General features: G+C 64.8%; 18 protein-coding genes. 13 read left to right on the forward strand and 5 right to left on the reverse strand.

Annotation, left to right across the window (positions count from 1 at the left end; all coding sequences use genetic code 11):
- Positions 1-59 precede the first annotated feature (59 nt).
- From OKA05_RS24550 to OKA05_RS24585, 8 genes are all read left to right on the forward strand, one after another.
- On the forward strand, positions 60-1,583 hold the full coding sequence (locus tag OKA05_RS24550) for a tetratricopeptide repeat-containing sulfotransferase family protein (RefSeq protein WP_264489855.1): 1,524 nt from the start codon (positions 60-62) through the stop codon (positions 1,581-1,583).
- Between the two features lie 73 nt (positions 1,584-1,656).
- Complete coding sequence (locus OKA05_RS24555; protein WP_264489856.1) at positions 1,657-3,552, forward strand: LamG-like jellyroll fold domain-containing protein; 1,896 nt, start codon at positions 1,657-1,659, stop codon at positions 3,550-3,552.
- Positions 3,553-3,610: 58 nt separating this feature from the next.
- Positions 3,611-4,753 carry a TIGR03364 family FAD-dependent oxidoreductase gene (locus OKA05_RS24560; protein ID WP_264489857.1) on the forward strand — a complete coding sequence of 381 codons (1,143 nt, stop codon included), beginning with the start codon at positions 3,611-3,613 and terminating at the stop codon, positions 4,751-4,753.
- Between the two features lie 112 nt (positions 4,754-4,865).
- Positions 4,866-6,095: a phosphonoacetate hydrolase gene (gene phnA, locus OKA05_RS24565; protein WP_264489858.1), complete on the forward strand. Its 1,230-nt coding sequence runs from the start codon at positions 4,866-4,868 to the stop codon at positions 6,093-6,095.
- 118 nt (positions 6,096-6,213) lie between these two features.
- A complete protein-coding gene (locus tag OKA05_RS24570; protein ID WP_264489859.1) occupies positions 6,214-7,098 on the forward strand; it encodes a metallophosphoesterase family protein in 885 nt (294 codons plus the stop codon).
- A gap of 167 nt (positions 7,099-7,265) precedes the next feature.
- A complete protein-coding gene (locus tag OKA05_RS24575; protein WP_264489860.1) occupies positions 7,266-8,699 on the forward strand; it encodes an aldehyde dehydrogenase family protein in 1,434 nt (477 codons plus the stop codon).
- 19 nt (positions 8,700-8,718) lie between these two features.
- Positions 8,719-9,996: an MFS transporter gene (locus tag OKA05_RS24580; protein ID WP_264489861.1), complete on the forward strand. Its 1,278-nt coding sequence runs from the start codon at positions 8,719-8,721 to the stop codon at positions 9,994-9,996.
- 62 nt (positions 9,997-10,058) lie between these two features.
- Positions 10,059-11,051: a metallophosphoesterase family protein gene (locus OKA05_RS24585; protein ID WP_264489862.1), complete on the forward strand. Its 993-nt coding sequence runs from the start codon at positions 10,059-10,061 to the stop codon at positions 11,049-11,051.
- A 94-nt stretch (positions 11,052-11,145) separates the two neighbouring features.
- Here the strand turns inward: OKA05_RS24585 and OKA05_RS24590 are convergent, their stop codons facing one another.
- The 5 genes from OKA05_RS24590 to OKA05_RS24610 all read right to left on the reverse strand — a co-directional run bounded on the left by OKA05_RS24590 (position 11,146) and on the right by OKA05_RS24610 (position 17,931).
- Entirely contained in the window at positions 11,146-12,342 is a 1,197-nt protein-coding gene (locus OKA05_RS24590; RefSeq protein ID WP_264489863.1) for an AGE family epimerase/isomerase, read from the reverse strand.
- Between the two features lie 80 nt (positions 12,343-12,422).
- Entirely contained in the window at positions 12,423-13,391 is a 969-nt protein-coding gene (locus tag OKA05_RS24595) for a WD40 repeat domain-containing protein (protein WP_264489864.1), read from the reverse strand.
- The gene (locus tag OKA05_RS24600) at positions 13,388-14,719 is read right to left on the reverse strand and encodes a DUF1501 domain-containing protein (RefSeq protein WP_264489865.1); all 1,332 of its coding nucleotides are present in this window, start codon (positions 14,717-14,719) and stop codon (positions 13,388-13,390) included. The genes OKA05_RS24595 and OKA05_RS24600 overlap by 4 nt, the downstream gene beginning before the upstream one ends.
- A 12-nt stretch (positions 14,720-14,731) precedes the next feature.
- Entirely contained in the window at positions 14,732-16,855 is a 2,124-nt protein-coding gene (locus OKA05_RS24605; RefSeq protein WP_264489866.1) for a DUF1553 domain-containing protein, read from the reverse strand.
- Entirely contained in the window at positions 16,852-17,931 is a 1,080-nt protein-coding gene (locus OKA05_RS24610; RefSeq protein ID WP_264489867.1) for a hypothetical protein, read from the reverse strand. Before OKA05_RS24610 ends, OKA05_RS24605 begins: the two co-directional genes overlap by 4 nt.
- 372 nt (positions 17,932-18,303) lie before the next feature.
- Here OKA05_RS24610 and OKA05_RS24615 point away from each other — a divergent pair, with 372 nt between their 5' ends.
- The 5 genes from OKA05_RS24615 to OKA05_RS24635 are packed head-to-tail and all read left to right on the forward strand — an operon-like array spanning position 18,304 to position 20,722.
- Positions 18,304-18,693 (forward strand): ArsR/SmtB family transcription factor, encoded by a 390-nt coding sequence (locus OKA05_RS24615; RefSeq protein ID WP_264489868.1) that lies wholly within the window; start codon positions 18,304-18,306, stop codon positions 18,691-18,693.
- Positions 18,690-19,166 carry a DUF6428 family protein gene (locus OKA05_RS24620; protein ID WP_264489869.1) on the forward strand — a complete coding sequence of 159 codons (477 nt, stop codon included), beginning with the start codon at positions 18,690-18,692 and terminating at the stop codon, positions 19,164-19,166. Before OKA05_RS24615 ends, OKA05_RS24620 begins: the two co-directional genes overlap by 4 nt.
- 4 nt (positions 19,167-19,170) lie before the next feature.
- Positions 19,171-19,842, forward strand: coding sequence for an MIP family channel protein (locus OKA05_RS24625; protein WP_264489870.1), 672 nt, complete (start codon positions 19,171-19,173; stop codon positions 19,840-19,842).
- Positions 19,839-20,285, forward strand: coding sequence for an arsenate reductase ArsC (locus OKA05_RS24630; RefSeq protein ID WP_264489871.1), 447 nt, complete (start codon positions 19,839-19,841; stop codon positions 20,283-20,285). Before OKA05_RS24625 ends, OKA05_RS24630 begins: the two co-directional genes overlap by 4 nt.
- A complete protein-coding gene (locus OKA05_RS24635; RefSeq protein WP_264489872.1) occupies positions 20,282-20,722 on the forward strand; it encodes an arsenate reductase ArsC in 441 nt (146 codons plus the stop codon). The genes OKA05_RS24630 and OKA05_RS24635 overlap by 4 nt, the downstream gene beginning before the upstream one ends.
- The last annotated feature ends 19 nt before the right edge of the window (positions 20,723-20,741 follow it).

The raw sequence follows: 20,741 nt of genomic DNA on the forward strand, positions 1-20,741 counted from the left end.
TCTCCGGCCCCGTCCGCGTCACGCTGACGGGGCCGTTTGTTTGTAGATCATTCATTCCCATGAGCACCGATGACCCGCAGGACCTCAAGGAAGCACGCGCGCTGTGGCTTCAGGACCGCTGCGACGAGGCGCTGGCGAAGTTCGAGGCGGTGCTGGAGAAACACCCCGATCACCCGCTCGCGCTGATCGATGCCGCGCGTGCATTCGGCGCCCGCTATCAGATTGCCAAGGCAGAAGCGCTGGTGGACCGCTATCTCGAAGTCACCGGTCGCGGCGCACGGGAACTCGCGATGGCGGGCCAAACCTACCGCATGATCCACCGTGGCCGGAAGGCCCTCGAGTGCTTCCGTCAGTCGGCAGCACTGGCCCCGGCGGACCCGGCGGCCGGCCTCGAACTCGCCATGCTGCTCGACCGCGCCGGCGAAGTGGCGGAGGCGGACACGGTGCTGGCGGAGTTGATCGCACGCCACCCCTCCTTCACGGAAGGACGATTCTTCCAAGCCCACGTCGCAATTCGCCGCGGCGATTCCGGACGGGCGGTGCCGGTGCTGGAGGAACTCGCTTCCAAAGTACGACATCACCCGTACTTGAGGACCCGTGCCTGCTATGCGCTGGCAGAGGCTTCCGACCGCAGCGGCGATCCCGCGGAAGCCGTCCGTCAGGCCATGCGGGCGAAGGCCTTCGGTGAAAGCGACGCAGACACCTTGCGCCGCATCGCTGCCCTCATCCGCAAGCAAGGCGACCAACTCGCCCGCGCCTTCACCCCGGCCCGCCTCGCCGAGTGGCAGAAGGAAAAGCACCCGCCCGTCACGCTGCTCACCGGCAGCCCGCGCTCAGGCACCACCTTGTTGGAAAAGGTGCTCGATGCGCACCCCGGCCTACGCAGTTCGGACGAGCACGATCTCTTTGCCCGCTTCATCGCACCGCCTGTCCTCCAGCCACCAGGCAAGGCAGGCACCGGCGATGCAGGCAGCCGGCTCGCTGCCACCGACTCCCGTCGCGCGGAGCGCATGCGAGCCGAGTACTTCGGCGGCATGGAGGAACTCCTCGGCGAACCGCTGGCCGGTCGCATGATGCTCGACAAGAATCCCTCGCTCACCGAGCTGATCCCCGCCTGGCTGCGCATGGCGCCGCACTCGCAGATCCTCGTCATGCTGCGCGACCCGCGCGACGTGGTGCTGAGTTGCTTCCTGAATTACTTTCCGCTCAATGCCTTCTCGGTCAGCTTCCTCACCATCGAGCAAACCGCGCGCCGCTACGTCCGCGAGATGGAATCCTGGCTGCGCCTCCGCGACAAACTGCCGCCAGCGCAATGGCGCGAGGTGCGCTACGAGGACTGCGTGGAAGACCTCCGCACCACCGCCGGCGACACCCTGCGCTGGATGGGCCTCGAGTGGTCCGATGAAGTGACTGGCTACCGCGAGACCCTCGCCCGCCGCCTCACCCAATCCCCGACCTACGCCGACGTGCAGCAGCCCGTTCACCGCCGCGCCATCGGCAAGTGGCGCCGTTACGAAACCCTGCTCGCGCCCGTCCAACCACTCCTCGCGCCCCTCGTCCGGCGCTTTGGATACGTCGATTGAGTCACGCTATCTGGTAAATTTGCCAATGAATCTTGCGATGGTCCTATCGACCGCGCTACGTAGAAGACCGATCATGCGTGCCAATCCCATGCTGCTCCGAACGCTTTCTCTCCTAGCCCTCGCCCTGCCGGCGTTCGCGCATCCATCCGGCCCCGAGCCGGTGTTGGCCTACGATTTCAGCAAGGCCGCGATCGTCCCGGGCGAGAAGCCGACCCTGAAATCCCGCTTCGGCCCCGTGCTGGAGCTTTCCGCCCTGCCGCTCGACGAACCGGTCAATGGCAAGGGACTGCGCTTCGCCGGGCTCAAGGAAGCGCATCGCCTCACCGCCACCACCGAGGAGCTCGCGAAGCTCCTGCCGCACAACGAATTCACGCTCGCCGCGTGGATCACCATCGATCAACCGGCCCAGTATGGCGCAATCTTCTCCGCGCTCGATGATCGCGGCGGCGTCGAGCGCGGGCTGGCACTCGGCTACAATGACTCGAAGCCCTACATCGCCCTCGCCACCGCCGGCGGCGACGATGGCGATGGCAAGCTGACCTACCTGACTTCCTCGAAGCCATGGAAAAAAGGCCAGGTCCATCAACTCGTGGCCACCTACGATGGCACCGTGCTGACCCTTTTCCTCGATGGCGAGCCCGTCGCGACCTCGCGCGAGCAAAGCGGCGAGATCCTCTGGCCGCAGGCGGTGCAGGCATGGCTCGGCGGCTACCGGGACAGCGATGAAAACTTCCCCCACGCCGGCCGACTGATCGACTTCCGCCTCTACAGCGCCTGCGCGAATCCCGAGTGGGTGAAGCACGATCTGGAGCACCATGAGGAACTCATGCGCCAGCCCGTGGACACGCCGCCGCCAGTCGAGCCGGTCATCGTCGTCCAGCCCTACCTGCAATGGATCACCCAGACCGAAGCGACCATCCGCTGGGAAACGAACTTCCCCTGCGCTGGCATCGTGAGCTGGGGCGAAAGCGCCGAAGTGGGCACCGAGATCGTCGAGCCGGAGCCGCGCACCTTCCACGAGGTGAAGCTCACCGGCCTGGAGCCGGAGATGCTCTACTACTACAAGACCAGCTCGCCCGCCGAGGGTGACAGCGTCCTGGTCAGCCACCGCGGCACCCGACTGGACAGCGCCGTCTCCACCCTCCAGACGGCGAACAAGCCGGAGACCCCCTTCGGCTTCGTGGTCCTCTCGGACACCCAGCTCCAGCCGGACATTGCGGCCCCGCTCGCGAAGGCCTCGTGGGACCTCCGCCCGAATTTCGCGGTCATCGCCGGCGACCTCGTCGATGCCGGGAATGCGAAGTGGCAGTGGGAAAAGCAGTTCTTCGCCGCCCTCCACCCGCTCGTCTCGCGCGTGCCCTTCTACCCCGTGCTCGGCAATCACGAGGTGAATACGAATTACTACTATGACTACATGAGTTTGCCGGCGCCGGAGTACTTCTACACCTTCACCTACGGCAATACCCAGTTCTTCATGCTCGATACGAACCGCGACGTGAAGCCCGGCACCGAGCAATTCCAGTGGCTCGACCGCGAGCTCGCCGCCTCGCAGGCCCGTTGGAAAATCTGCGTCCACCACCAGCCGCCATTCTCCTCGGACGACGACTACGGCAACAACTGGAAGGCACCCATCAAGCGCGCCACCCTCGGCGATACCAGCAGCCAACCGCTGGTGGAACTTTATGACAAGCACGCCGTCGATCTCGTGTGGTGCGGCCACGTCCACAGCTACGAGCGCACCTGGTTGATCCGCGGCGGCAAGCCGGTCGAAAAAGACGGCACCCTCTACATGGTCACCGGCGGTGCGGGTGGCATTCTTGAACGGCCCGGCCCCTACCGCCCCGGCTTCCAGCGCCACGTGAAGCAGGGCCACCACTTCTGCTACGTCACCGTGAATGGCAGTGAATTCGAGATCAAGGCTTACGACCTTGAGGGTCGCCTGTTCGACCAGGTCACGTTACGAAAATGACCAACGGGAAATCCCGTCTTGCCTCTCAAGAAACAAAAGTTACCTTTTAAGAAACTTCGTGAGCACGAATCGCAACAAGGTCGGAATCGTCGGCGGCGGCATCGTGGGCTTGGCCCACGCTTGGGCAGCCGCGCGTGCCGGATGTGAAGTCACCGTCTTCGAGCGCAGCGACAAGGCGCGCGGAGCCTCGGTGCGGAATTTCGGCATGTTCTGGCCCTTCGGCCAGCCGGCGGAGCTTTACCCGGTCGGCCTGCGCAGCCGCGAGCTGTGGCTCGAGTTCATCGAGGCCACCGGCATCTATCATCGCCCCAGCGGCTCGGTCCACGTGGTCGATCACAATGACGAGGCCGCGGTGCTGGAGGAGTTTTCAAAGCTAGGCGGTGATCTCGGCTACGAGTGCGAGCTGTGGACCCGCTCGACCGTCGAGGAGCGCTGCCCCGGTGTGCGCCGCGGCGTGGCGAAGGCCGGCCTCTTCAGCCCCACCGAGATCAATGTCGATCCCCGCGAAGTCCTCGCCACCTTGCCGGGCTTCCTCACGAAAAAACACGGAGTGAAATTTCACTGGAGCACCACCGTGGTCGAGGCCACCAGCGGCAGCCTCCGCACCAGCCACGGCGATAAGCACGCCTTCGATGAGATCTTCGTCTGCTCCGGCCATGACTTCGAGACGCTCTTCCCCGAGGTCTTCGCCGGCGCGCCGCTGAAGCCGTGCAAGCTCCAGATGATGCGCACCGCGCCGCAACCCGGCGGCTGGCAGCTCGGCCCCATGCTCGCCAGTGGCCTCACCCTCCGCCACTACGCGAACTTCGCCATCTGCCCCTCGCTGAAAGACGTCAAGGCCCGCATCGCGCGCGAGATGCCGGAGCTCGATCGCTACGGCATCCACGTCATGGCCTCGCAGGATCGCAACGGCGGCATCGTCCTCGGCGACTCGCACGAATACGGCGCGGACATCGAGATCTTCGACAAGGCCGAGATCGACGAACTCATGATTCGCGAGCTGCGCAAGCTCTACACCTTCCCCGACTGGACCATCGCCGAGCGCTGGCACGGCATCTATGCCAAGAACACCGACGGCGCCGAATTCCGCGCCGAGCCGCTCCCCGGCGTCCACATCGCCACCGGCCTCGGCGGCGCCGGCATGACCATGTCCTTCGGCCTCGCCGACCGCTTCTTCACCCACCGCCTCTCCGCCGTCTAACAAATCACGCCTTCTTACGCCACCCATCACTACCGCCTTCCTTGGCGAACTTTGCGTCTTGGCGGTTCCATCTCCTCTTCTTCCGACCTCCGACCTCCGACCTCCGAGCCCCATGCCATCTTTCGAAGCCAACGGCCGCACCTACCCGCTGCCCCCGAATCCCATCGCCGTCATCTGCCTCGACGGCTGCGCCGACGAATACCTCAGCACCGCCATCGCCCAGGGCAAGATGCCACGCCTCGCCGCGATGGCTCGCGATGGCTGGCGCGGCATCGTCCGCGGCGCGCTGCCGTCCTTCACGAACGTCAATAACACCTGCATCGTCACCGGCGTCGCACCCCGGGTCCACGGCATCTGCGGGAATTTCTTCCTCAATCCCGAGAGCGGCCAGGAGGTCATGATGAATGGCCCAGAGTTCCGCCGCTGCGGCACCCTGCTCACCGCCGCTGCCGATGCCGGCCGCAAGGTCGCCTTCATCACCGCGAAGGAAAAGCTCCGCACCGTCCTCGGCGATGGCGTGGTCGAGCGCGGCGGCATCGTCTTCTCGTCCGAGAAGGTCGATGAAGCGAAAAAGGAAACCCACGGCATCGACGATGCGATGTCCATCATCGGCAAGCCCCGCCCGGAGATCTACTCGGGTGATGCCTCCATCTACGTGCTGGAAGCAGGCGCCGCCCTCGCCGAGCAAGGCGTGGCCGACTTCCTCTACCTCTCCACCACCGACTTCATGCAGCACAAGTTCGGCCCGGAGGCACCGGAGATCCTCGACTTCCACGCCCGCATCGACGCGGCCATCGGCCGCCTGTTAGACGCCGGCTGCACCGTCGCCCTCACCGCCGACCACGGCATGAATGCGAAGAATGACAGCGAGGGAAATCCCAAGGTCATCTTCGTCGAGTCCCTGCTGAAGGAAAACTTCGGCGATGCCCTGCGCGTCATCTGCCCCATCACGGATCCCTACGTCGTCCACCACGGCGCGCTCGGCTCGCTGGTCATGGTCCACCTCGAGGATCCCTCGCAGCGCGCCGCCATCGCGGAGTTCCTTTTCAATCAGGACGGCATCACCGAGGTGCTCACTCGCGAGCAAGCGGTCGATAAGCTCGAACTCGCGCCCGACCGCATCGGCGACCTCGTCGTCCTCTCCGGCCGCGACGTCGTGGTCGGGAAGTCCGCCGAGCATCACGATCTCACCGTGCTCCACGGCGGCCTGCGTTCCCACGGAGGCCGTTACGAAGAACTCGTGCCCCTGGTGATTTCCAAGCCCCTCACCCCGGCGCTCAAGCGCATGGCGGAGGGTGACCCGCGGAATTTCGACGTCTTCTACTTCATCTGCCATGTCTGAAAGCCGTAGCTGGGGCATCTTGCCCCAGTCCGTTGGAGGGGCGTCCCGCCCCTCTTCCTTCCCCACATCCGTGAAATCCGCGTGATCCGCGGTTCATCCGTCTTCCACTTCACCCACCATGTCTGAAGCCCGCCTTCCCCGCCGCGCCTTTCTAGCAACCGGCTTGTCCGCAGCCCTGCCGCTCAAGGCGTCCGCAGCTCCTACTGCCCCGGCGGGGAAACCGCTGACGGTGCTTCACCTGACCGACATCCACATCCGCCCGGAGCACGATGCCCCGAAGCGCTGCACCGCCATCCTGCGGGACATTCTGAAACGCCATCCCGAGATCGGGTTGGTCGTGAATACCGGCGACAGCATCTACGCCGCCGACTACGGCAACATCACCCGCGAGCGCATGCTCGAGCAGTGGAAGGTCTGGGACGACACGGTGATGACCGCGCTCAAGCGGCTCCCTATCGTCCACGCCATCGGCAATCACGACCCGTGGTGGGCCGGCCCGAAGGACGATGAGATGCACGGCATCCCCTACGTCTGCAAGCGGCTCGGCATAGAGCAGCCCTACTCCAGCTCGCGTCAGGGAGCGTGGGAAGTGATCACCCTGGAGAATTGCCGCGGCTCGCTCGGCGATGAGCAGCAGAAATGGCTCTTCGAGAAGATCGCCGCCCTGCCGGAGAAAACTCCCGTCCTGCTCGCCTCGCACCTGCCGCTGTTCTCACTGGCCGGCGACTACGATGGCGGGAACATGAGCGGCGCCAAGGCCGTGATCGACAAGCTCGCCGCCCGCAAGGCCCCGGTGCTCGCACTCAGCGGCCACATCCACATCCAGAGCAGCGAATCCCTCTGGAACATCAAGTTCCACTGCAATGGCGCGCTCAGCGGCTCGTGGTGGGAACCGGGCGATGCCGGCGATGGCAGCTACAAGCGCACCCCGGCCGGCTACGCCCTGCTCCGCTTGTGGCCGGATGGCCGCAGCGAATGCGTTTATCTTCCCGTCCCCGCCTAACGTCATATCTGGAAAAACGCGAACGGAAAGCTTCTGCCACTGGGAGCGCGGAATTCATTCCGCCCGAGTGGTCCCTATACGCCAAAAAAATCCCGCGCTCTAAAATCTCCTCATCATTCCTTCCCTCATCCGTGAAATCCGCGTAATCCGCGGTTCATCCTCACCACATGTCCTGGTCTCCCGTCCATCTCCCGTCCTACATCGCCGGCCAAGCCGTCACCACCGGCCGCACCCTCGAAGTCCGCTACCCCTACGATGACTCGCTGACCGGCACCGCCGCCCTGATCGGCCCGGAGCATCTGGAGAAAGCCATCACCAGCGCGCTCGCCTTCCCGAATGAATCGCTTACTCGCCGCGACCGCCACGATATCTTGCGGAGGGCGGCCGTCCTGCTGGCGGAGCGCCGGGATGAATTCGCCGCGCTGATCACCCGCGAGACCGGTCTCGCCATCCGCGAGGCGAAGTACGAGACCACCCGTAGTTCCGACGTGCTCGACTTCGCCGCCATGGAAGCACTGCGCGATGACGGCCGCATCTTCTCCTGCGACATCTCGCCGAATGGCAAGCCGCGCAAGATCTTTACCTCGCGCTACCCGGTGAAGCTCGTCGCCGCCATCACCCCTTTCAACCACCCGCTGAATCAGGTGGTCCACAAGCTCGCCCCGGCCATCGCCGCCGGCGCGCCGGTGCTGCTGAAGCCTTCCGACCGCACCCCGCTCACCGCGCTGAAGTTCGCCGAGGTGCTTTACGAGGCCGGACTTCCCGGCCCGATGCTGAGCCTCTTCCTCGGTGGCATCGATGACATCGTCACTCCGATGATCACCGACGAGCGCGTGGAGATCGTCACCTTCACCGGCTCCGTGGAGATCGGGAAACACATCGCCCGCACCTGCGGCTACAAGCGGATTTGCCTGGAGCTCGGCGGAAACTCGCCGCTCATCGTGCTGGAGGATGCCGACCTCGACCTCGCCGCCAAGCTCGCCGCCGAGGGCTCGTTCCGGAATTCCGGCCAGCGCTGCACCGCCGTGAAGCGCATCCTTGTCCAGGAGAGCATCCTTGAAGCCTTCACCGAGCGCTTCGTCGATCTCGTCCGCCGCGAATACCCCTGTGGCGATCCCGAAGATCCAGCGACCGTGGTCGGCTCCATGATCCACGCGCCCGCCGCAGCCGAGCTTTCGCGTCGTGTCGATGATGCCGTGGCCATGGGCGCGAAGGTCCTGCACGGCGCCGGACGCCGCGGCGCACTGTTAGAGCCAACGATCATCGCCGATGTCCCGCGCGAGGCCGAAATGGTCGCCCTCGAAAGCTTCGGCCCGCTGGCCCCGATCATCCCGATCAAGGACCTCGACGACGCGATCTCCTACTACAATTCTGGCCCCTTCGGCCTGAGTAGCGGAATCGTCACCAACAATCTCTCGCTTGCCATGCAAGCCTGCAAACAACTCAAGACTGGCACGACAAATGTTAACGAGGTGCCCGGCTATCGACTGGAGCTGACGCCATTTGGCGGCACCCGCGACTCCGGGCTCGGAGTGAAGGAGGGAGTGATCGAGGCGATCAAGTTCTTCACTCACGAGAAAACCTGGTCGCTGCCTTGGTAAACGACACGAACCACTGCCAATGCAAGCGACGAGGACCGATCAACCATCCGCCAGCCCCGTCGCCCCACCTCCCCCGCTGTCGCTCCAGACGCGGATGGTGCTGCTCTCCTACTTCGCGTATTTCTTCTACTACTTCTGTCGTAAGCACCTCGGCGTAGCCACTCCGGCGATGGTGAACAGCGGCATCTCGGACACCACCATCGGCTGGGTCCAGACCGCCTACGGCGTCTGCTACGCCATCGGCCAATTCCTCAGCGGCGCACTCGGCGACCGGCTCGGCCCGCGCATCGCGCTGACCACCGGCATGATCCTCTCCGGGATCGCCTCGCTGGCCTTCGGGTTGTTTCCTATCGTCGGCGTGCTGGTCATCGCGCTTTCCCTCAATGGCCTCTTCCAGTCCACCGGCTGGTCGAACTCCTGCAAGGTCGTCGCCGAATGGGTCAACCCGGTAAACCGCGGCAAGGTGATGGGCTTCTGGACCACCTGCTACATCTTCGGCAGCATCGCCGCGAACGTCGTAGCCGGCACCATCCTCGCCCGCTACGGCTGGCATCACGTTTTCCTCTTCACCGGCATCACCGTCGCCGTGGTCGGCGTCATCCAGGGGATCTTCCTCATCAATCGGCCCGCGGACCGCGGCTATGCCATCGAGCTGGAAGAGCGGAGCTCACCGGCCACCGACAACACCCGCAGCGGCTTCATGCTGATGATCCGGCAGCCCGCGGTGCTTCTGTTAGGCCTTGCCTACACCGGCCTGAAGTACGTCCGCTACACCGTCTTCTCCTGGAGCCCCTACTACCTGGTCAGCAGCATCGGCCTCGCGGAGGAGTCCGCCGCCTACGCCTCGAATGGCCTCGAGATCGGTGGCATCCTCGGCCTCCTCCTCGGCGGCTGGGTCGGCGACCGCTTCTTTCCCGGCAATCGCGTCCGCCTCGCCCTGTTCGCCCTCATCGGAATGATCGGCGCGATTCTCCTCTACCGCGTCACCAGCGGCACCGGCGGCCTGTGGGGAAATCTCATCGGCCTCGGCGCCATCGGGCTCTTCCTCTACATCGCGGATGCCATCGTCTCCGGCATCGCCGCGCAGGACATCGGCGGCGCGGAGAATACCGCCTCCGCCGCCGGCATCATCAATGGCATCGGCTCCACCGCCCAGTTGTTCTCCGGCATCGTGCCGATCTGGTTGAAACAGCGGTGGGGCTGGGACGCCGTCTTCATCTCCTTCATCGTCATCGCCTTCTTCTCGTGCCTGGCGATCTTGCCCGTGGCCCGGAAGGGAAAGCTTACGAAAGCCTGATTCCAGCACTTTCTTGGGCTAAAGATGAAATTTCGCGCCGAAATCTGACGTCATTCCTCCCCATGCCCTCAGCCACCCGTCGCCAATTCCTCGCCGCCCTCCCGCTTGCCGGAGCAGGTTTCGCCGCGGCCTCTGCCCAGGAATCCACGCAGTCTCCCTCCGCGGACTCCGTGACGTTCGGCTTCATCACCGACGTCCACCACGGCACCCACGGCAAGGATCAGGTCGGCCGGCTGAAGCCCTTCATCAATGCCGCCATCGCCCGCAAGCCCGACTTCATCATCCAGTGCGGCGACTTCTGCTGCGCCAAAGGCGGCATCACCACCGCCAAGGACTTCCTCGCCGAGTGGAATCGCTTCCCCGGCCCGAAGCATCACGTCATCGGCAACCACGACTGCGACTTCCAGACCAAGGAAGAATTGTTAGAGGCATGGCAGATGCCGAATCCCTACTACTCCTTCGATGTGGGCGGATTCCACTTCGTGGTGCTGGATCGCAATCACTTCATCGACGACGAGGGCAAGACGGTCTCCTACGCGAACGGCAACTGGTATCCCATCCATCGAAAGGGCGGCCCCGGCCACCTCGCCCGCGTGAGCTGCATCGACAAGGAACAACTCGCATGGCTGGCGAAGGATCTCGCCGGCACCGACAAGCCGGTCGTCATCTTCCAGCACCAGCCCTCCGGCGTCGGCAGCCACGAAGGCAATTGGGACGCGGTCAATTACGTCATCGACTCCCACAATGCCAAGCGCGGCAAGGCCCAGGTCGTGGCGGTCTTCGCCGGTCATGATCACGATGAGGAGCACTCCATCCGCCACGGGGTCCATCACCTCACCCTGACCAGCTCCACCTTCGGCATGCCGCCCAATGGAAGCACGACCTACTACGATTCCAGTAAGCCGCCCTTCACCTTCATCACCTTCGATCCCGGCAAGCGCGAGCTACGCATCGAGGAATCCCTCTCCACCTACGAAGGCCAGGCACAAATGCCGCCCGAGCACATCTGGCTCACCCCTCCAGTCCTCCGCGGCCGCACGCTTCCGTTTGGCTGATCTCCGTCACAGCGGTCGCGGACCCGCCCGAATGTAGCGGAACGACTTCGTCGTTCCGGCGGCTCGCGCTTTCTCGAAAAATCGCCGCCCGGATTCAAAGTGCGGGCCGAACCCCGCCATCGCTCGCTTCCGTCCCGCCGATCTCCTTCGCCAGCAAATGGCAGCGCCACAACGCCCGCGGGTGATGGAAGAACGACTTCCACAGCGACCCTTTCAGCGTATTCGACGGCTCACCATCGCGGCGCAAGTAGCCGAACCACTCGCCATGCTCCGGATCGGCGAAGTTCCAGAAGCTCCACTCGCGCAGCTTCTCGTGCCACTCCAGATACTTCGCATCGCCGGTCATGCGGTGGGCCATCAGCGTGGCGATCAGCGCCTCGTCGTGCGGCCACCAGAATTTCATGTCGTGCCAGTACTCCTGCACCGGCTTGCCATGGACATCGCGGAAGTAATAGAGACCGCCGAATTCCTCGTCCCAGCCTCGCTCCCACATCCAGTCGAGCATGTCGCACCCAAGCTTCACCAGCCGGCTGTCATTCCGGTGCCCCGCTTCTTCGAGCACAAACCACGCAGCCTCGATCGCGTGCCCGGGATTGAGCGTGCGGCCGTCGAAGTGATCCACGATCGATCCATCCGGCGCCACCGCTTCCATCACCACCTTCAAGTCCGGCTTCACGAACAGCCGCTCGATGTCATCCAGACAACGGTCGATCCACATCGTCAGCAGCCGGTCCTCGCCGAGGTGCTTGCGCAGCTCCTGCGCAGTCACCAGCGTGATCATCCGCGTCCCGATCCCTTCCATCGGCCGCGCCCCGGTGAACTTCGGCGGAATGCGACCCTGCGTGAAGTTCCAATCCGTGAAGCGCTCGAACCAGTGCCGCGCCTTGTCCGCGGAATCGCCATCCTTCGCCGCCGCCGCATGCGCTGCAAAGGCGATCGCCGCAAAGCTCTCGCTATACGCATAGCGCCGCTTGCGGAGCGGCGTGCCATCCTGCGCCACGTGGAAAAACATCCGCCCGTCGGTCGGATCGATGCACTTCTCTTCCAAAAACCGCAGCCCGCTCTCCGCCCACACCAGCCACTCCGGTCGCCGCTCATGCCCGAGGTAAAGCGTCAGCAGCATCCAGCTCATCCGCCCCTGCGCCCACACCGACTTGTCGTTATCGACGAGCTCACCATCGCGATCGAAGCAATGCACGAACCCGCCATGCTCCTCATCCACCGCCCGCGGAAACCAGAAGGGAACGCAGTCGTCGAAAAGCTGATCGTGGTAGAAAGCGGCGAGGTCCATCGAGTGAAACTAAGAAGCTCCATCAGAGACTTGGAAACAAGCCCTTCGCACCGGTTTTCCCGGCAAACCAGACACCAACGTCACTCTGCCGGCGGCAACGGGTGCAACTTCACGCCGCCGGTCCAATCCCCCGCGGCCAACGTGCTCCCATCGGGACTCACCCCGAGCGCGTAGATCCAGTCTGCACCGGAGCCCCACTCCTTCCCGATGCCGTCGCTATCGCCGTCGCTATCGCCGTCGATGCGGCGGATGAGGCCTTCGTGACCCGCCGAGAACAAATGACGACCATCCGGCGACCACGCGAGAGCCAGCAGCGGCCCATCGTGATTGCGGACGATGCGCACCATCCGCCCGATCTCCGGCTGCCAGACGCGCACCGTGCGGTCGTCGCCCGCACTGGCACACGTCGCCGGACCTTCCCTCGACGGACGAAATGCCAGCGCATGAACCGCCTCCGTGTGATGACCCAGCGAACGCAGGAGCTTGCCATCGGCCGCGGACCACACCTTCAACGACCGGTCGGCACTGGCGCTGACGATGCTGCCATCGCCGGGGCTGAATGCCACCGCGAGCACGGGTGCAGAGTGGCCGGTGAGAATGAGCGATTCCGCGGGTGCAACCCCATCCCCCAGCGACCAAACTTTCGCGGAATGATCCGCCGACGCGGTGACCAGACGCTTGGCCGCAAGATCGATGGCCACGCCCATGATAAGATCCTCATGTTTGCCGAAGCGGTGCTTCAGCACGCCCTCGGGCCATGAGAACAGCACCGCCTCACCGCGCACGCCAGGCTCACCGCCTGCCGCCACCAGCCAGTGCCCATCGGGCGAAAAGGCCAGCGCGGCGACTCGCGGCAGCGGGCACTCGATCCGCCGCTGCACCGTCGCATCCTTCGGCGAACGCACCTCAATGGCACGGTCGCCGTTGTTCACCAGCGCGCTGCCATCGGGAGAATAGACCAGCGCGGTCACCGGCACGGCGGGCAAGGTCAGGCACCCACCCATCCACGCCAGAACACCGGCCATCATGCAGCGAACGGCAGACCTCATAGCAATTCCCGGATGAAGCTCCCTTCACCCATCATCTTCATCGGACGGCCCGATGGCGTGATGAGTTCCGCGCCCGGATCGACGCCGAGCAGTTTCAAGATGGAGAACGCCAGATCCGGCGGCCCGACCGGACGATCCACGGGAAATTCGCCGAAGCCATTCGTCGCGCCGATGACCTGGCCGCCGCGCACGCCACCGCCCGCCATCAGCACCGAGCCCGCACGGGGCCAGTGGTCGCGGCCACCGATGGCATTCAGCTTCGGCGTGCGGCCGAATTCCCCCATCAGCACCACCAGCGTGGACTCAAGCAGCCCGCGCTCGCGCAGGTCGGTCAGCAGCGCGGCATAGGCGCGATCGAGCGAGGGCAGCTTGCCACTGCCGGGAAAGCGCGAGTCGGGCAGCTCGCGGAAGATCTGCTGGTGCATGTCCCAGCCGGGATCCACCACGGTAACGAAGCGCGAACCCGCCTCCACCAACCGCCGCGCCAACAGGCAACCCGCACCGATGTTCGCAGGGCCATAGCGCTCACGGGTCTGGGGGGATTCGCGGGACAGGTCGAACGCGGCCTTGGCCTCCGGCGAGGACAGCAGCCGCCACGCTTGCTCATAGAAAGCATCGCGGTTCGCGCCGCCCGGGCCCTGCTCCACTTGCCGCGAAAGAGCATCCATTTTCTCCAGCATTGCGTGACGTTTGGCGCTGCGCTCGAAACTGACGCCCTCCGGAAGTTGCAAGCCATCGACTCGCGAGGGATCGCGCCCGGTGCTGAAGGCGGCGAATGCTCCCGGCAGCCAGCCCGATCGCGCCGCATTGGAATCCCCACCCACCCCATCGTGCGGGATCGCCACATAGGGAGGCATCGTGCCACCGGCTCCCGCGGCCTGCGCCACCAGGCTGCCGAGGCTGGGATGCTCCAGCGCCGGCGTCGGCCGGTGGCCTGTTAGAAGGAAGCGCGTGCCGGTGTCGTGATTGCCCAGCTCATGCGTCAGCGAGCGGATCAATGCCACGTCCTTCATCACTGCGGCGGTCCGTGGCAGATGCTCGCAAATCTGCACGCCCGCCACCGCGGTGCCGATCGGCTTGAACTGGCTGCGCACCTCCGACGGTGCCTCCGGCTTGAGGTCGAACATGTCAAGATGGCTCGGCCCGCCATCCAGCCAGATCAGGATGCACGACTTCGCCCGTGCTGCCCCTTTGCCGGTCTCCGCGGCCGCCGCCTGCATTCGCAGCAAGCCGGGCAAGCTCAGCCCGAACGAGGTCAGCACCCCCAGATGCAAGAAGTCCCGGCGGGAAACGCCGTCGCAGCGATGGAAAAACGAGCGGTGGTTCATGGCGCTGTTAGATCAGTGATTGGCCGAGAATTCGCGGGAGTTCAGGACGACCCACACGAGGTCGGCAACTGCTTCCGGGCGCCCTTCACCGGCAGGCAGGACGGTATCCCAGGCATTCATTTCACCCGGCGATGGATAGCGGCTGAAGGCGCGGAGGTAGAGGGTTTCGATGACCTCGCGATTGGTCTTTTCAGGAAGTTCCGCAGCAAGTCCGAGACCCGCGGCGAGCTTGTCATTGATGGTGCTGCCATTGATCAGGTGCAGCGCCTGCGCGAGGCCGCCGCCGCTGCGGGAGGAACTGTCGCACGCGCGCTTTCGTTCGCAACGGCCAAGCACATCGAGCGCCGGTGACGGCGTGGCCGGGCTGATGAGTTGCACGGCACGGGTGCCTGCGGGAACCCCGGCAAACGTATCCGGCACACCGGTGACCTGCGCGACCGCGTCGGCGAAAACCGCGGCTGGCAATTCCTTGTGCAGCGCCCGCGCAAAGAGCCGCGCCGCCGCCGGATCAGCGGAGCCACCGTGCGAGGCCAGTTGCCAGGTCCGCGAGGCAGCAATCAACCGGATCAACCGCCGCAGGTCATGCCCATGCGCGGAGAAGTCCGCTGCCAGCGCATCCAGCAGCGCCGGGTGCGTCGCAGGATTCGTCGGCCGCAGGTCATCCACGGGCTCGACCAGACCGCGGCCCAGCAGATGTTTCCAGACCCGGTTCACCACCGTGCGGGCAAAGAATGGATTCGCCGGATCCGTCATCCACGCAGCCAGCGCGAGCCGGCGATCGGAGCCTTGCGGAATCTCGACATCAGATGCGCCGAGCGCCCTTGGCTCAAGCGGGAGCCCGCTCTTCGGGTGATCCACCTCGCCGCGGTCGACGGCACGGACCACCCCGCCATCGCGGCTGAGACGCGCGAAAAACGCGGCAAAGCGATGGTAGTCCTCCTGCGTCCAGCGGTCCGCGGGATGAGCATGGCAGCGCGCACAGCCGATTTGCAAACCGAGAAAAATCCGCGCCACATGCTCGGACAAATCGCGCGGGTCCGTCGCCAAATTCATGAATCCCGCGGGACCATTCGTCGCCGGATTACCCGACGCCGTCACCAACGTGATCGCGACCTGATCAAAGGACACGTTGCCAGCGACCTGCTCGCGAAGCCAGCCGTGCCAGGATTTCGCTGCGCCCCCCTGTCCATTTAGCAGCACCAGATCGGCCAGCTTCATGGTCCAGAAATCCACGAAGGCTTCACTCCCCAGCAGCTCATCGATGAGTCTCATCCGCCGCTCGGCAGAGGCGGGCTCGTTCAAAAAGGCACGCGTGATCGCCTCATCGGGCAGCCGTCCGGTAAGATCCAGATACGCCCGCCGCAGGAACTCCGCATCATCGCAAAGCGACGCTGGAGAAACATGCAGCCGTACAAACTCAGCGCGGATGTGCTCGTCGATGAAGTTCGCGGGCCGAAACCCGTCGTCTGCCATGCCCGCTCCCTCCAACGGCGCGGCAACCCGCACCGCCGCCACCTGCCCGCCGTAGCGGACCATGATGCTGGTGAGGCCACGACCGGTCACCGTCAACTTGCCCGACTTAGTCACCCCGGCCACCGCATCGTCATTCGCGGTGTAGAGCGCGAGCGGCGAAACCTCGCGCTTCGACCCATCCGACAAGGTCGCGGTAACCACAATCTGCCGCGTTTCACCGGAACCCCTCGCCAGCAAATCCTGCGGCTCCACCGCAATGCCGGTCACTTGCAAGTCCGGCGGCCCGGCAGGCGCACCGGCCGCAATCCATTCGCGGATCAAGGCATAGTTGTTAGAACCCTCCCGCAGCTTGCGCCCGCCCTCGTGGTCGACTTCGGTTTCCGATGCCTTGCGCAGGAGCAAGCTGTCCTCAGGCCGCGCCAGATCGATGCGTCGCCCGCCAAACTCGCGCGTGATGCGCTCGTAGTCGGACTCCGGATCGTAGCCAAAGAGGCTGAGGCGAAACCCGCCCTGCCCACTGGCGGCCCCGTGACAAGCCCCCGCATTGCAACCGGCGCGCGTCAGCACCGGCAGCACATCCGACTGGAACGCCGGCGCATGCTCCGCTGCCACGACGAGCGCGTGGCTCATCAGAAGCGCGGCACTGGCGAGAGCAGCCCTCATTTCTTCAACTCATCGAGAAACGCCTGGCCCACCTTGCGCGAGTATTCGGTGCCATAGTGGTCGCCGAAATGCAGCACGCGGGTCCAGCCGTCGATCGCCTGCTGTTTCAGATCGGCACTGTCCTTGATGTGGTCGCGGACTTCGGCCAGCACGGCATCCACCGTCGCGTCGTCATTGGTCGGCTTGATGAAGCGCCGCAGCATTCCCTGCAGCTCGGGATCGGAAGGCACCGCACCTGGAAAAGGGTCCTTGCCGCCCTGCGGGTCCCCCGGTGGGGTTTCGCGAGGCATCGGGCGCTGCGGCGGGCGAGGACCACCGCGGACCTCGGCCAGTTCGGCACGGAGGCCTTGGACTTCGCCAATCAGCGCTTGGACGGCTCCGCGGAGCCCTTCCTCGGTGTTCAAATCAAAGCGGTTCAGATCCACCGGCGGACGTGGCGCGCCCTCCGGGCCGCGACGCATGCCGTCGCCGTCACGACGACCACCACCATTGCGGGCCATGTGGCGCTGGTTCAATTCCTCCACGGTCGGCGGCGTGGCGTCGCCGCTGACCTTCGCCAGCGCTTCCAGCACCTTCGGGGCATCGGCGATCCCCGGCTGCCCGAGCGCAAAGTTTGCCGTCACGGTGTTGTCCTTCGCCATCACGATGGTCATCAGGCACTCCTTGTTCAGCCCGTAGTTCCCCGGGCCTTCCGCACCGTCCAGCGAAAGCCCCACCCGCGATTGCAACTTCAACGAGTTGGTCGCGTTCTTCGCCCGCTGCTCGCCTTCGAGGCGGTCGGCAGCCAGGAAAATGATCTCCGTCTTGAGAGCGTCCTTCCGCAGCGCCCCGTATTCATCCACCACGCGCAGCAGCGGCATCATCGAGCGCTCGATGCCGTGCATGAACACGATGGCCGTGGCCCCGCCGGCATTCTCGGCGATCACGTCGCGCTCCTTGGCCGCATTCTCCCCGGTGAGTTCCACCACCTTGAAGGGCGTCGTCTTTTCGCCCTGCTGAGGGCCGGAGAAGACGGGATCGGCGGCCTCCACGGAGGCGAAGAGAGCCCCACACAGGGCAAGTAGGCGGAGTTTCATGGGATGGGAAAAGAGAAGAGAAGGCGCGCCGCGAGAGACCTTCAAGAGAAAGTCTCCAGCGGTTCCGGATCAAACCCCCGAAGCGGGGAAAAGTATCTCACGATTCAAGAGAGCGTCCAATCCACTGGCTTCACGACACTCTCCGCGGCACGATCTTCCCTGAAACTCATTCCGCCACGGGGACCACGGATCCCAGGTCAGACCGACGCGAGATCGACGAATACGTCCGGGACCGACCGCGCATCGGCCTGAATCTCACCCTTGAGCGGGATCTCGCCGGGAAGTAGGCACGGTTCTCATGGGCTTCCAGACGCACGCCTCGATAAATCCCTTGTCGTAACGTAATTACTCGTTACGAGTTCTGCCGTCACGATGAATCCCGTCGAAACTTGCCGCGCTCTCGGAGATCCGATCCGCTGGCGCATCGTCCGCCTGGTCTCGCACGATGCCCTGTGCGTCTGCGAACTCGCGGACATCCTCGGCATGCCGCAGTCCTCCGTCTCCAGCCACGTCCAGGTCATCCGCCGCGCGGGCTTGCTGGAATCCGAGAAGTGCGAGAAGTGGACCTACTTCCGGGTGCAGGCGAAATTCCTGAAGCTTTTCCGCGCACTTGAGGCCGGCATCGAGAAGCCGGAGCCCACGTGGGCCGAGGATGACAGCAAGACCCACGCACGCCTCACAGCCCGCGAGGGCAGTTGCTGCCCCGGCCCCAAGCAGCTTGCGAGGCCGCGACGCTCCTCCTCTTCCTCACTCCGCTCATGACCCTGCACGAACTCAAGACGCTCCTCGGCGAGCACGCCGGCCGTCACTTCCGCATCAGCCTGCCGGACGGTTCCGCGGTGCCGCTTTCCTTCCACGTCACCGAAGTAGGACGCGTGCAGAAGACCTTTCTCGATTGCGGCGGCACGCTGCGCGAGTCGATCGCCTGCCAACTCCAGGTCTGGGTGGGCGAAGACTACGACCATCGCATCGAGACCCAAAAGTTGGCCGCGATCCTTGGCAAGGCGCAGCCATACCTTCCCGACGAATCGGTGCCGGTAGAGGTCGAATACGAGGATCGCGTGATCTCGCAGTACACCATCTCCGGGCACGAGGTGTCGGAGGAAGCCGTGGTGCTGGTGCTAGCCCACAAGCACACCGAGTGCCTCGCACCCGAGCTCTGCGGACTGCCACCGATCGGGCGCTTGCCGGCCATTGGATCCACCCCGTGCTGCGGTCCTTCCGGCTGCTGTTAGACCCATGAAAAGGGCGCTTGCCGAGTTCCTTGGGACCTTCTTCCTCGTCTTCGCGGGGACGGGGGCCATCGTCATCAATGAGGTCTCCGGCGGCGCGATCGGCCATGCCGGGATCGCCCTGACCTTCGGACTGGTGGTCATGGCCATGATCCATGCCTTCGGCGATGTCAGTGGTGCGCATCTCAATCCCGCGGTAACGCTGGCCTTCTCCGTCGCAAAGCGCTTCCCATGGCGCGAGGTGCCCTTGTACTTGGCCGCGCAATTCGCCGGTGCCTTCGCTGCCAGCGGACTATTGAAAGGCCTCTTTCCCGATGCCGGCACGCTGGGAGCCACCCTGCCCGCCGGGAGCGTGGCGCAGAGCTTCACGCTGGAGATCGTGCTCACCGCCGCGCTGATGCTTGTCATCCTGAGCGTGTCCACCGGCGCGAAGGAGAAAGGCATCACCGCGGGCATGGCCATCGGCGCGACCGTCGGCCTTGAAGCCATGTTCGCCGGCCCGATCTGCGGAGCCTCGATGAATCCCGCCCGTTCACTGGCCCCCGCCTTGGTCAGCGGTCACATCGAGCACCTCTGGCTCTACCCCGTCGCCACCATTCTTGGCGCCCTGCTCGCCGTGCCGCTGTGCATCGGCGTCCGCGACTCCGGCTGCTGCGGTGGCAAATGCACCCCTTCATGAAACCAACCGTCCTCATCCTCTGCACCGGCAATTCCTGCCGCTCCCACATGGCCGAAGGCATCCTCCGCGCCGCCGCCGGTGACGCGCTCGATGTCCAAAGCGCCGGCTCGAAACCCGCCGGCTACGTCCATCCGCTGGCGATCCGCGCCCTCGCGGAAATCGGCATCGATATCTCCACCCACCACTCGAAGCACCTCGACGAATTCCTGTCCTCGGACATCGAGACCGTCATCACCGTCTGCGGCAATGCCGATCAAGTCTGCCCGATGTTCCCCGGCCAAATGAACCGCCATCACTGGGGCTTCGACGATCCCGCCCACGCCACCGGCAGCGAGGACGAGCAGATGACCGTCTTCCGCCGCGTGCGGGATGAGATCAAGCGCGTCTTCGACGCCTACGCCGCAGGACGACGGGACGCGCTCGCCCAACCCGCGCTGCCATGACGGAGAAGATCCTCTTCATCTGCGTCCACAATAGCGCGCGCAGCCAGATGGCGGAGGCGCTGATGAATGCGACGTGCCCGGACCACTTCATCGCCGAGAGCGCGGGACTGGAACCGGGAGAGCTGAATCCGTATGCCGTTGAGGCGATGCGTGAAATCGGCATCGATATCTCGCAGAAGTCGACGAAGGCGGTCTTCGATCTCTTCAAGTCCGGGAAACTCTATTCGCATGTGATCGCCGTCTGCGACACCGCCGCAGCCGAGCGTTGCCCGGTCTTCCCCGGCTTGGTGAAACGCCACCAATGGTCCTTTCCCGACCCCTCCGCCGCGACTGGAACTCCGGAGGAGCGACTGGCAGCGGCAAGGGAAGTGCGGGACATGATCAAGGCGGCGGTGGAAGGCTGGTGCTCGGAGCGATGCTCCGGAGCTCTGGCTTGAGTCTTCCGGCGCGCTCGCC

Origin of the sequence: Luteolibacter arcticus, from assembly GCF_025950235.1 — a bacterium.
Taxonomy (GTDB): domain Bacteria; phylum Verrucomicrobiota; class Verrucomicrobiia; order Verrucomicrobiales; family Akkermansiaceae; genus Haloferula; species Haloferula arctica.